This window comes from Burkholderia sp. Ax-1720, from assembly GCF_011753035.1.
Classification (GTDB): domain Bacteria; phylum Pseudomonadota; class Gammaproteobacteria; order Burkholderiales; family Burkholderiaceae; genus Burkholderia; species Burkholderia gladioli.
The window spans coordinates 41,103-53,792 of sequence record NZ_VWWK01000002.1 but is presented as its reverse complement, the minus strand read 5'-3'; the positions used below and the strand labels follow the sequence as shown (position 1 = coordinate 53,792).

Annotated in this window: 10 protein-coding genes; 7 read left to right on the top strand and 3 right to left on the bottom strand. The window is 66.0% G+C overall.

Features of this window, described 5'->3' with window-relative positions:
• Positions 1 to 232 precede the first annotated feature (232 nt).
• Entirely contained in the window at positions 233 to 3,280 is a 3,048-nt protein-coding gene (locus F3J18_RS00905; protein ID WP_166910745.1) for a P-loop NTPase fold protein, read from the top strand.
• A gap of 62 nt (positions 3,281 to 3,342) precedes the next feature.
• Here the strand turns inward: F3J18_RS00905 and F3J18_RS00900 are convergent, their stop codons facing one another.
• On the bottom strand, positions 3,343 to 3,993 hold the full coding sequence (locus F3J18_RS00900; RefSeq protein WP_166910743.1) for a LysE family translocator: 651 nt from the start codon (positions 3,991 to 3,993) through the stop codon (positions 3,343 to 3,345).
• A gap of 223 nt (positions 3,994 to 4,216) precedes the next feature.
• Between F3J18_RS00900 and ribBA the strand changes: the two genes are divergently transcribed.
• The 4 genes from ribBA to F3J18_RS00880 are packed head-to-tail and all read left to right on the top strand — an operon-like array spanning position 4,217 to position 7,608.
• Positions 4,217 to 5,344 carry a bifunctional 3,4-dihydroxy-2-butanone-4-phosphate synthase/GTP cyclohydrolase II gene (gene ribBA / locus F3J18_RS00895; RefSeq protein WP_013696889.1) on the top strand — a complete coding sequence of 376 codons (1,128 nt, stop codon included), beginning with the start codon at positions 4,217 to 4,219 and terminating at the stop codon, positions 5,342 to 5,344.
• Between the two features lie 60 nt (positions 5,345 to 5,404).
• On the top strand, positions 5,405 to 5,923 hold the full coding sequence (gene ribH, locus F3J18_RS00890) for a 6,7-dimethyl-8-ribityllumazine synthase (protein ID WP_017920341.1): 519 nt from the start codon (positions 5,405 to 5,407) through the stop codon (positions 5,921 to 5,923).
• Positions 5,920 to 6,354, top strand: a complete 435-nt coding sequence (gene nusB / locus F3J18_RS00885) for a transcription antitermination factor NusB (RefSeq protein WP_013696887.1) — start codon at positions 5,920 to 5,922, stop codon at positions 6,352 to 6,354. The genes ribH and nusB overlap by 4 nt, the downstream gene beginning before the upstream one ends.
• 60 nt (positions 6,355 to 6,414) lie before the next feature.
• Entirely contained in the window at positions 6,415 to 7,608 is a 1,194-nt protein-coding gene (locus tag F3J18_RS00880) for a pyridoxal phosphate-dependent aminotransferase (protein ID WP_166910741.1), read from the top strand.
• A gap of 161 nt (positions 7,609 to 7,769) precedes the next feature.
• Here F3J18_RS00880 and F3J18_RS00875 read toward each other — a convergent pair whose 3' ends face one another.
• Entirely contained in the window at positions 7,770 to 8,903 is a 1,134-nt protein-coding gene (locus tag F3J18_RS00875) for a transglycosylase SLT domain-containing protein (RefSeq protein WP_166910740.1), read from the bottom strand.
• Positions 8,904 to 9,476: 573 nt separating this feature from the next.
• On the opposite strand from F3J18_RS00875, the gene F3J18_RS00870 reads away from it, so the two are divergent.
• Both F3J18_RS00870 and F3J18_RS00865 read left to right on the top strand, forming a co-directional pair.
• Positions 9,477 to 11,048, top strand: a complete 1,572-nt coding sequence (locus tag F3J18_RS00870) for a UbiD family decarboxylase (RefSeq protein WP_166910739.1) — start codon at positions 9,477 to 9,479, stop codon at positions 11,046 to 11,048.
• A gap of 180 nt (positions 11,049 to 11,228) precedes the next feature.
• Positions 11,229 to 11,903: a LysE family transporter gene (locus F3J18_RS00865; RefSeq protein ID WP_166910738.1), complete on the top strand. Its 675-nt coding sequence runs from the start codon at positions 11,229 to 11,231 to the stop codon at positions 11,901 to 11,903.
• Between the two features lie 79 nt (positions 11,904 to 11,982).
• Here the strand turns inward: F3J18_RS00865 and F3J18_RS00860 are convergent, their stop codons facing one another.
• On the bottom strand, positions 11,983 to 12,279 hold the full coding sequence (locus F3J18_RS00860; RefSeq protein WP_017920475.1) for a hypothetical protein: 297 nt from the start codon (positions 12,277 to 12,279) through the stop codon (positions 11,983 to 11,985).
• Positions 12,280 to 12,690 lie beyond the last annotated feature (411 nt).

The following is a 12,690-nucleotide window of genomic DNA, read 5'->3' as shown; positions in this document are numbered from 1 at the left end:
TGCATGCGTAAAGCCGGGTTTGCCCCACAAATCCGGACCTCCGGGGTGAACGCCGTCTCCTCCCCGTTGTATTCGATACTCGGAATGGCACTCAGCCATTTCCGGGCATCGACATGCCCATCGAAATCCCGGAAAATTTGCAAAAAAATCAACCAGGGCAGCCTGGTCGGAAATCCAATCAAATAAACGGGCGGCGCATGAAACAAGGTGCCGATCGACCACCGGGGCCGGCATGGACATCCGCGACAGAACAGAGGTTCGTCTCAGCGAATCGATCACCGTTACTTCTCTTTCGATCCCCAAAGCCGACGCCGTTTTTCTTTCGACCGGCTCACAAGGCGCGCCGGGAGAACTCAGCTCGTATGTACTTGACCAATTCGGACTGGGTAAGGAACATTTTCCAACGCCTCAGCAACTGGCAAGCGGATATTTCATTTCACAGATCGGCGCCACCCATTTCTGTTTCATCGTAACCGTCGATGGCAGACAGCCGTCTGAACTGCTCGCAACCAATCTGGGCCGATGCCTGCAGGATTATCGGCTCCAGTCCATGGGCTCATGGTGGATTCCGCTGATGGGCACTGGAGTTGCAGGACTTCAGCTCACGGAGAGTTTCACCGTCATCTTCAATGCGCTGATTCGATCAGGGTTTGATCGGCGTCCGGGTATCGCGATCACGATCTCGACCCCTGGACCAGATACCCCAGGGTTCGAGCCGTTATGGGACAGCATCGAAGGGATCGTGGAATCAGCGGAAGAAAACTCCCGGCGATCGTCCCCAGCGCCCGCAAACGAGGCCAGCTCTCCCGCCGAAGTCGTGATCGCCGTCGCGGACGCGCTAGCACAATCTCGACAGGACCCTTACCTGACCACCGAGGTATTGCTGTTCGGGATCGTCGACGCCGCGTTTTCCGATGCTCTTGCCAAATTTCAGGGGGATCCAGATACGAGCGCCTTCAGTTCGGCAATTCGCGAACTTGCAGCGGAGCGATACGATTCCGCCTGGCAACAATTGTTCGGGCGCGATCGAGACACGCCGTCGATGTTCACTAGTGTCCGTGAACTTGACCGAACCCGGAACGTGGCCACCATTTTCCGCCGCGCGGAAGCTCGCGCCACGTCAGCGGGGCGCGGCAAACAATACAGCGTGGACGATCTGGTTCGCGCGCTCCTGGAAAGCGAAGGTGAGTACGTCGGCTACCTGAGCATGATGGGAGTGGAGCCTGTCGAGTTGCTCGAAGCCTATGAGGATGTTCGGACCGGCCAGGTGGTCATGAATTTGCTCAACGATACGGCGTCGTCCGAAGATCATCTCGGCTACACGGCTTATGCCGACGCCATCTCATCCTTCTTGAAAAGTCCGGGCACTTCGGCACCGCTCAGCATCAGCATTCAGGCGCCCTGGGGAGTGGGCAAGTCATCGTTGATGAAGATGATCCGCGATCGCATCGATCGTCAAAAAGCCTCCCCGGAACTTCGGGACAAGACCACCGAGCGCCAACTCACGCTGGGGCAGGTGATGCGATTTCTCGACCGAAAAAAAGACGCGGATACGCCCGTTTTGCTCGATCCCGCCAACCTGGCAGTAGCCGAGGCCGCTGCTGACCGCTCCTCCCGCCCAACTCCCGCGTCGTGGCGTTGGCGAAATCGTATTCGCGCGGCATTCGCTCCCGTTATTGAGTTTTGCCATCAGATCAGCGAGGCGAAAGCCGCCGCAAAGCTGGATTTGCCGGCACGCAATGCCTTTGCTGCCGGGGACGCCATCCCTTCTGCCTATCGCGATTCGATGCTCACGATCTGGTTCAACGCATGGAAGTATGAATCTTCAGAGCAGGTGTGGGCTGGATTGGTCGACGCCATCGTCTCGCAGATCAGCGATCGCCTGCCGGTTCGCGAACGCGAGGCGTTCCTGCTACGCCTGCACCTTTCGCGCATCGACGACGGCATCGTGCGCCGCAAGATCTATGACCGAATCGCGACGGTCTGGCTCGCGCAGGCTCGACGTGCCGCGCTGCTCGGGGCGAGCGCCATGCTTTCCTTCCTTGGGTTGGGTGCAGCTCGAGTGTTTCCCGAACTCGGTCCAATCATCAGTCGCCTCAGCCAATACGGTTACCCCGGTGCCATCGCGAGCCTGATCCTGCTGGCGCTCTATCTCGTTGGCCGATATTGGATAACGCAGCGGCAAACGCAAGCGGAACCCGCCAGATTCAGCCTTGCACCATATCTCACCGTCCCCGATTACACGCAATCGGTAGGCGCCATTCATCAGATTCATGCCGATCTGAAGCGCGTTCTGACGGCAGCGCCGAAAGAGAGCTCAGGCGAGCATTCGCCGATCGTCATCTTTGTGGATGACCTTGATCGATGCTCCCCAGCCAAGATCGCCAACGTAGTGGAAGGCGTCAGCATGCTGCTTGCCAGCGACACCTATCGCTGCATGTTCGTGATCGGCATGGACCCGCAGATGATCGCCGCTGCACTCGACAAGGCTCACGAAGACATTCGACAACGCCTGCCGAGCTACGAGCGTGGCGTCCCGCTCGGCTGGCGTTTCATGGACAAGTTCGTCCAGTTGCCCTTCACGATTCCTCCGCAGGCCAAGCTCGACAACTACCTGAAATCGCTCGGCGCATCGGCCAGACATGCGCCGGCGTCAATCGCGAAACCGTCCGCATCGGTCGATCCCGATATCACTCCGCCGGCTGCCTTCATCTCGGCAGCTAGCGACGGCGTCGGCTCCGTCATGCCCTCGGTCTCGCCATCGGCAGCCGTCAAGGCAAGCACGCCGGCGGCCGACAGCCGAGATGTCGGTCACATCATTCGAGAGCTTGGACGGCACAGCGCGGGAAATCCTCGTGAAATCAAGAGAATGGTCAATCTCGCGCGGCTCTATCTGTCACTGCGTAACGCGAGACGGCGCATCGACCCTCAATGGCGCGCGCCGTCCCTAGACCACTACGCCCGATGGATCACACTCACGCTGCGCTGGCCTGACATGATGCGGTGGTTACAGTGGGGGGCAGATGAAGCGCCGCGGCAGGTCGCCGAAGATGCGGCCGCCAATCTGGTCGTGCGCCGGCTCGAAGCACTCGAACAAGCCACCCGCGGCGCCACCTGCGTAATAGACTGGGCCAGTCAGATCGAGCAGGCGCTCCATCTGGGCCAGGACGACGCAGTGGAATGGCGCAAGGATTCGAAACTTTTTGAATTCTTTCAGTACTGCGCCCAGCCAGCCTCTGGAAAACGGTTATCGGACTCCGCTCGATCCGGTTTTTGGTGATTTCACGTTAGCGGGTACACACTTTCAAGCTTGGGGCAATGGCTTTACTGTGATGCCGCCCCTCAAGGCTGCTTCGCCGTCAACAGCTCGACGCCAAAACCGACGAACACCAGCCCCGTCATGCGCCGCATCGCCGCCACCGCCCGGCCCGCGCGCAGGCGCCCATGCAGATGGCGCACGCCGGTCGAGTAGATCGTGTGCACCACCAGCACCAGCAGCGCGATGGTCAGGTACATCTGCGCGAACTGCAGCGGCAGCGAGCGCTGGTGGTCGATGAACTGGGGCATGAAGGCCGACAGGAAGATCATCGTCTTGGGATTGCTGCCGGCCACCAGGATCGACTCGCGAAACAGCCTGAGGCGGCTCACCGGCGCCGCCGCGGCCACGGCCTCGCCCGGGGCCGCCGCGTTCGTCCCGGCGGCGGGCCGCCCGCCCTCGCGCCACTGGCGGATGCCGATCAGGATCAGGTAGGCGGCGCCGGCCAGCTTCAGGGCCACGAACAGCGGCGGCATGGCCGCCAGCAAGGCGCCCACGCCGAGGGCCACCAGCGTCACCACCACCAGTTGCACCAGCAGGTTGCCGAGGATCGAGGCCACCGTGCCGCGCGCGCCGTGGCGCACCGTGTTGCGCACCACCAGCAGCACGTTCGGCCCCGGCGTGAGCGTGGTCAGCAGGTAGGCGAAGGCAAACAGCAACCAGGTGTGGACGGACATTCGAGGCTCCAGGCAGGCGATTCGAAACAGGGCGGCGAGAATGGCGGACGAACGGCGGACGAATGGCAGACGCGACGCGGCCACCGCGGCGCGGCCGGCCCGGCGACGGCATGCGCGCCGGACGGCGCCAGCGCCGATCATGCCACGCCGCCCGATTTCCAAGGCAGCCGGGCCGGCCTGACGTAAAATAGCGCTTTTCCCCAGCGGACACCCTTTTTCTGATATGACGCTCGCCTCCACGCCCGACATCATCGCCGAGCTGAAAGCCGGCCGCATGGTGATCCTCGTCGACGAGGAAGACCGCGAAAACGAGGGCGACCTGGTCGTCGCCGCCGAATTCGTCACGCCGGAAGCGATCAACTTCATGGCCCGCTACGGTCGCGGCCTGATCTGCCTGACGCTCACCCAGGAGCGCTGCAAGCAGCTCAACCTGCCGCTGATGACCTACCGCAACGGCACGCAATACGGCACGGCGTTCACGGTCAGCATCGAGGCGGCCGAGGGCGTGACCACCGGCATTTCCGCCGCCGACCGCGCCCATACCATCGCCACGGCCGTCGCGCGCGACACCCGCGCCGACCAGATCGTGCAGCCGGGCCACGTGTTCCCGATCATGGCCCAGCCGGGCGGCGTGCTGGTGCGCGCCGGCCACACCGAGGCCGGCTGCGACCTGACGGCCCTGGCCGGGCTCACGCCGGCCGCCGTGATCTGCGAGGTGATCAAGGACGACGGCTCGATGGCGCGCCTGCCCGACCTGATCGAGTTCAGCAAGGAACACGGCATCAAGATCGGCACCATCGCCGACCTGATCCACTACCGCAGCCGCACAGAATCGATCGTCGAGCGCGTCTCCGAGCGCACCATGCAGACCGCCCACGGCGCATTCCAGGCGGTGCTCTATCGCGACAAGCCGACCGGCTCGCCGCATATCGCCCTGGTGCGCGGCACGCCCTCGCCCGAGGTCGACACGCCGGTGCGCGTGCACGAGCCGCTGTCGGTGCTCGACCTGCTCGAGACCGGCGCCTCGACCCACTCCTGGACGCTCGACGCGGCCATGAAGGAAATCGCCGCGCGCGACCTCGGCGCGGTGGTGCTGCTCAATTGCGGCGATACCAAGGAACATCTGGTCGACGTGTTTCTCGCGTTCGACGAAGAGGAGAAGGCGGCCGCGCTCAAGCGCCGGCCGGTCGATTTCAAGACGTTCGGCATCGGCGCGCAGATCCTGCGCGATGTCGGCGTCGGCAAGATGCAGGTCCTCGCGAACCCGCGCAAGCTCGGCAGCATGTCGGGCTGGGGTCTCGAGGTGACGGGCTTCGTGCCGATGCCCGGCGGCGCGGCGTCCGAGCTCTGATGTCGACGCAAGCCGCTGAGCGCCGCTCCCAATCACGCTGAATCCAACCACGGAAAGAACATGGAAATCGGACAATACCAACCGAATCTCGAGGGTGAAGGCCTGCGCATCGGCATCGTGCAGTCGCGCTTCAACGAGCCCGTCTGCAACGGCCTGGCCGATGCCTGCGTCGAGGAACTCGAACGCCTGGGCGTCACCGGCGAGGACGTGCTGCTGGTCACCGTACCCGGCGCGCTGGAAATCCCGCTGGCGCTGCAGAAGCTCGCGGAAAGCAACCAGTTCGACGCGCTGATCGCGCTCGGCGCGGTGATCCGCGGCGAGACCTACCATTTCGAACTCGTCTCGAACGAAAGCGGCGCCGGCATCTCGCGCATCGCGCTGGACTTCAACACGCCGATCGCCAACGCGGTGCTGACCACCGAGAACGACGAGCAGGCCATCGCGCGCATGACCGAGAAGGGTCGCGACGCGGCCCGCACGGCCGTCGAGATGGCCAACCTCACGATGACGCTCGACCAACTGAGCGACGATGAGGAAGACGAGGACGAGGAAGAAGAAGACGAAGAGGAAAACGAATGAAGAAGAGCGCACGCCGACAATCGCGCGAACTGGCGACGCAAGGCCTGTATCAGTGGCTGCTGTCGAACGCGTCCACCGGCGAGATCGACGCGCAGTTGCGCGGCGCGCAGGGTTACGAGAAGGCGGATCGCGAGCTGCTGGAAACCATCGTGTACGGCGTGGTCCGCGAGCATGCGGACCTGGCCGCGATCCTGGCGCCCAACCTCGATCGCCCGATCGAGCAGCTCTCGCCGGTCGAGCGCGCGGTGCTGCTGATGGCCACCTTCGAGCTCAAGCACCAGATCGAGACGCCCTACCGCGTGGTGATCAACGAAGCCATCGAGCTGACCAAGACCTTCGGCGGCTCGGACGGCCACAAGTACGTCAATGGCGTGCTCGACAAGCTGGCCCTCAAGCTGCGCCCGGAAGAAGCCGCCGCGCGCCGCTCCTGATGTGACCTGTGGCGGGCGCCCCGGCGCCCGCTTTTCCTTACCCCCTCCCCGCTGCCCGACATGAATACCGCTGCCGAATCGCTGATCCGGCTGGCTTCGCGCGTCGACGCGATCCAGCCGTTCTATGTGATGGAAGTCGTCAAGCAGGCCGCGCGGCTCGCACAGGCCGGGCGCGACGTGATCCACATGAGCATCGGCGAGCCGGACTTCACGGCGCCCGAGCCGGTGGTCGAGGCCGCCGCGGCGGCGATGCGGCGCGGCGTGACGCAGTACACCAGCGCGCTCGGCATCGGGCCGCTGCGCGAGGCGATCGCCGCGCATTACGCACGCGCCTACGGACTCGAGATCGCGCCCGAGCGCGTGATCGTCACGGCCGGCGCCTCGGCCGCGCTGCTGCTGGCCTGCCTGGCCCTGGTCGGCCGCGACGACGAAGTGCTGATGCCGGATCCGTCCTACCCCTGCAACCGGCACTTCGTGGCAGCCGCCGAAGGCCGGCCGGTGCTGGTGCCGAGCGGCCCCGAGGCGCGCTTCCAGTTGAGCGCGAAGGACGTGCGCGAGCGCTGGGGCGAGCGCACGCGCGGCGTGCTGCTGGCCTCGCCGTCGAATCCGACCGGCACCTCGCTCGCGCCCGACGAACTCGGCCGGATCCTGCAGACGGTGCGCGAGCGCGGCGGCTTCGCGATCATCGACGAGATCTACCAGGGCCTCAGCTATGACGGCCCGCCCGTCTCGGCGCTGTCCTTCAGCGACGAGGTGATCACCGTCAACAGCTTCTCCAAGTACTTCAACATGACGGGCTGGCGGCTCGGCTGGCTGGTGGTGCCGCCCGCGCTGGTCGGCACCTTCGAGAAGCTCGCGCAGAACCTGTTCATCTGCGCCTCGGCGCTCGCCCAGCATGCCGCGCTGGCCTGCTTCGAACCCGACACGCTGGCGATCTACGAGGCGCGGCGGCTGGAATTCATGCGCCGCCGCGACTACATCGTGCCGGCGCTGGCCTCGCTCGGCTTCGAGGTTCCGGTGACGCCCGACGGCGCCTTCTATGTTTACGCGCGCTGCGGCGGCGTCGCGCATCCGGCGGCCGGCGACAGTGCCAAACTGGTCGACGCGATGCTGGAGGATGCCGGCGTGGTGCTGGTGCCGGGCATGGATTTCGGCGTGCATGCGCCGCGCGATTACATCCGGCTGTCGTATGCGACCGCCTACGAGCGTCTCGAGGAAGCCGTCGCGCGGCTGCGCAAGCTGTTCGGCGGCTGAGCGAAGGCTCGCGGCCGGAAACAGAAAGTTGCAAATTCGGGGACGGGAAGCGCCTGGCGCGACCGGCTCCGGAAAACAAACAGGGCGCCCGAGGGCGCCCTGTTTTTTCGTATTCGTCGACCGTGCTTCGCGAGGCGGACCAGTCGGCCCGCCCGGCTCGATCAGGTCCCGACTTCCGACGAGCCGTCGTGCTTCGCGCCCGTCTCGTTGCTCGCGTCGGCCTGCGGCGTGGCGGCCGGCTTGGACTCGGCCGGCGAGCTGGCCTTGATGGTGATCGGGTGGGCGCCGTCCAGCGTCGCCTGCACGCGCTTGCCGCCCGAGGAGGCGGTCGTCGAGGCCGTGGTGGTCACCGGCGTGGGCAGCAGCGGCGCGTAGATCGACACGTTGCGGCCGCGCGAGACGTCGCGCAGGCGAGCGCGTTCGGCCATCACCTTGGCGCTGTAGCCGCCGTCGTCGGTTCCCGTCACGCCGTTGTAGAGGCGCAGGCCGCCGGCCAGCGAGCCGCCGCGCGCGATGCAGTCCTTCAGCACCAGCGCGCCGACCTGGATGTTCACCACCGGGCGCAGCGCCGCATCGGTGCCGCCCGCGTATTCGAACTTGTCGGAATGGATCTTCGACATCACCTGCATCAGCCCTTGCGCGCCGACGCCGCTTTCCGCGTAGGGATTGAAGCCCGACTCGATCGCCATCACCGACAGCAGCAGCAGCGGGTCCAGGCCGATATCGTGGCCGGTCTGGAAGGCAGCCGTGACCAAGCGGCCGACGGGCTCCTGCGCGACGTGGTAACGGCGCGCCAGGTAGTTGGCCACCAGCGACTGCTCGCGGCTGGTGAAGACGCGGTCGCTGCGGGCGTCGAGGGCGACGCGCTGCAGCGGGATCAGCTTGGCCAGGGTGACCGGCGACTGGCTGTTGTGGGCCGCATCGGCGGCGGCCGCGTCGGCAGCGGCGTCAACCGCGTTGCCGCCGGCCTCGCCCGTTGGGTTGTACGAGACCGGCGAGGTGCGGCCGTCGGCGTCGAGGTCCTCGTCGGCATTGCCGGGACCGAAGGCAGGCAGCGGGTGCCCGGACAGCAGCCGCGCCGGGCCGGCCTTGACGGCGGCCGACAGCACGGGCATCAGCTTCGCGGCGAGCGTGCCGCGGGCGTTCGGCATCATCCAGAGCGCGAACGCGGTGACGACGGCCAGGCCGCCGACCACGCTGAATAGATGGTGGCTGACACGCGTCCCGCGACGCAGCACTTCGCGCAGCAGCTGCGCATGCCGTTCGTTGGGACGCCACGATAACCAAGCGTTCATTCAGATCTCCCATGAACATGACTCGTGCGGCTCGCTCGACTCGAAGCGAGAAGGACGCGTGGCCGCGGAATCAGGACACCGCTCGCCCGGACGGGGCGGCGACATCGGAGAAACGGTATGTGTACCGTTCGGGGGCCACGGCGGATTGCTTCAGCGCCCGGCGGGCAGGCTGACGCGCGGTGGCTCCCACGCAAAAAACCAGCGTCGCGAAGGCGCTGGCTAGGACGACTACAACCGTCGAGTGCCGTGCAGGTCGCGGCGGACGGCGACGCGGAGCGTCTGAGGAACCGGAGCGGACTGGCTGGCTGCCAGGGCCCGGCGATCAATGTGAGCGGATTCTAGGGACGGTTTTATAGATCGTCAACACTATAAAGTCCCGAAATCATAACAAAAAGTAATCATTTATTACGCACCGGATCGAAAAGCCGCGTGCCGTCTGGCTTTCACGGACGCTTCACAAATTTTCGGGACACATTCGTCCAAACGCTTCGGCGGGTAGAATCGGTGCTCGATCCGTGGCGCCTGGCGCCGCCTCCCGCACCGCCGGCGCCGCCGGATCCAGCGAACATTTCCATGAAATACAAAGACTTACGCGATTTCACCCAGCGTCTCGAAGGCATCGGCGAGTTGCGCCGCGTCACCCAGCCGGTGTCGCCCGTGCTCGAAATGACCGAGCTGTGCGACCGGGTATTGCGCGCCGGCGGCCCGGCGCTGCTGTTCGACCCGCCCACCGGCTACCGGTTTCCGGTGCTCGGCAACCTGTTCGGCACGCCGCGCCGCGTCGCGCTCGGCATGGGTGTCGACGCCGAGCACGCCGACGACGCCAGCGCCCTCACCTCGCTGCGCGAGGTCGGCCACCTGCTGTCGGCCCTGAAGGAGCCGGACCCGCCCAAGCGCCTGGCCGATGCCGGCAAGCTGCTGTCGATGGCCAAGGCCGTGTGGGACATGGCGCCGAAGACGGTGTCCTCGCCGCCGTGCCAGGAGATCGTCTGGGAAGGCCAGGACGTCGACCTGAACAAGCTGCCGATCCAGACCTGCTGGCCCGGCGACGCCGGCCCGCTGCTGACCTGGGGGCTGACCGTCACGCGCGGCCCGAACAAGACGCGGCAGAACCTCGGTATCTATCGCCAGCAGCTGATCGGACGCAACAAACTGATCATGCGCTGGCTCGCCCATCGGGGCGGCGCGCTCGACTTCCGCGAGTTCGCGCTGGCCAATCCCGGCAAGCCCTATCCAGTGGCGGTGGTGCTCGGCGCCGATCCCGCCACCACGCTCGGCGCGGTGACGCCGGTGCCCGACACGCTCTCCGAATACCAGTTCGCCGGCCTGCTGCGCGGCGCGCGCACCGAGCTCGCCAAGTGCCTGACGCCCGGCGTCGACGGCCTGCAGGTGCCGGCGCGCGCCGAGATCGTGCTCGAGGGCTTCATCTACCCGCAGGACGGCACGCCCGAGCCGGCGCCGGCCGGCGCGCCGCCGCGCCCGAGCGGCACGCGCGGCGCGGCCGCCTACGAACATGCGCTGGAAGGCCCCTACGGCGATCACACCGGCTACTACAACGAGCAGGAGTGGTTTCCGGTGTTCACCGTCGAGCGCATCACGATGCGCCGCGACGCGATCTTCCACTCGACCTATACCGGCAAGCCGCCCGACGAGCCGGCCGTGCTCGGCGTGGCGCTCAACGAGGTGTTCGTGCCGTTGCTGCAGAAGCAGTTCGCCGAGATCACCGACTTCTACCTGCCGCCGGAAGGATGCAGCTACCGGATGGCGATCGTGCAGATGAAGAAGAGCTATGCCGGCCACGCCAAGCGCGTGATGTTCGGCGTCTGGAGCTTCCTGCGCCAGTTCATGTATACGAAGTTCATCGTGGTGGTGGACGAGGACGTCGATATCCGCGACTGGAAGGAAGTGATCTGGGCGATCACCACGCGCGTCGACCCGGTGCGCGATACCGTGCTGGTCGACAACACGCCGATCGACTACCTCGATTTCGCCTCGCCGGTGGCCGGCCTCGGCTCGAAGATGGGGCTGGACGCCACCAACAAGTGGCCCGGCGAGACGCAGCGCGAATGGGGCCGCCCGATCGAGATGGACGCTGCCGTGAAGGCGCGCGTCGATACGCTATGGAACGAGCTCGGGCTGTCCTGATCTGTCTCGCCTCGACAGGGCCGGCTCGTCTTCTATATGGCGCCGGCTCGCTTCATCGCCCGATCCTCGCGGCGAGTGCCTGATAACAAGCAAGCCGCGGCTCGAGCGCGCTTGCCGAGCCGCGAGCGGCCCTGGTATCGCTCGCGGCCTCGATCATCCACACGTGTTTCCCGAATGACGATGGTGCCTCCCTCCGCCTCCATGCTGTCCGACGGCTTTTTCCTGTCGCTGTCCCTGTGTCTCGACATCGGCCTGGTCAACGTCGCGATCCTCTCGCTCACGCTCTCGCATGGCTTCAAGCCCGGCTTCTGGCTCGGCCTCGGCTCCTGCTTCGGCGATCTCGTCTATGCCGCGCTCGCGCTGGCCGGGATGGCCGTGCTGCTGCAGTTCGAGGCGGTGCGCTGGGTGGTCTGGCTCGGCGGCGGCGCCGTGCTGCTGTATCTGACCTGGAAGATGGCGCGCGAGGCGCTGTTCCCGCCGCCTTCGGCCACGGCAAGCGGCGATGACGCCGACGCCGTGCCCCAGGCCAGCTCGCCGCGCAGTTTCCTGCGCGGGATGTTGCTGGCGATGTCCTCGCCCTCGGCGATCCTGTGGTTCGCCGCCGTCGGCGGCGCGCTGATCGCCAAGGCCGGCGCCACCACGCCCGTCACCGCCTCGGTGTTCCTGGGCGGCTTCTTCCTCGGCGGCCTGGCCTGGACGCTGTTTCTCTGCGGGCTCGCCAGCCAGGGCCGCAAGCGCGCCGGCGCGGGACTGATGCGCGCCTGCCACGTGGTGTCGGCCCTGCTGTTCGCCTATTTCTCCTATAGCGTGATCGTCGGCGGTTATCGCGACCTGATCGTGCACGCCGGCGCCTGATTCCCGCGCCCCAAAAGCAAACGGCGCGGCACGGTTTCCCGTGTCGCGCCGTGTTCACGCGCATCGAGCGCGCGAGGGCTTACCAGCGGCGGCCGTAATAGCCGTGGCCGTAGTAGCCATGATAGTGGTGCCAGTAAGGCCGGCCGTAGTAACCGCCGACGACCACCGGCGGCGGTGCGTAATAGGCCGGCGCCGGAGCATAGACGACAGGCGGCGGAGGCGGCGCGTAGACGACCGGGGGCGGCGCGGCATAGACCGGGTAGGCCGGGGCGATCGGCAGGCCGATACCGACGCCGATCGAAACGTGAGCCTGGGCGGCGCTCGCGACCCCGAGGCCGAGAGCGGCGGCTGCAACGAAAGGAATGAGCTTTTTCACTTCGATTCTCCTGGCGGCACGTCAAGTTGGCCGGCCACATGAACAGCAAGGAATGCGCTGTTGTATGGACTCCAATGTAGCGAAATCGCCTCCCGCGGACCAAGCGCATTTGTTGCAAATTGCAATTGCGCGGCGCCCTCGCGCCACGCCCGGCGGGGCTTTTCGCGATGCGCCCCGGCCCGCCGGGCGCGCCGGCCGGGCTTCGCGCCCTCGATCGACCCGGCAAATCGGTCAGGATTTCCGATAGACGGAGTCGAATGCGGCTCGTCCAGGGTAATGATTGATTACAAATTACCGCCCGATTCGGCACCAATCGAACGGCCGTTGCCCACGCTACCGAGCATTCGGGCGGGATCCCCGGCTGGCGGCGCAAATACGGGATACTGACGGCTTGCCGATCTTCGCTGCTTC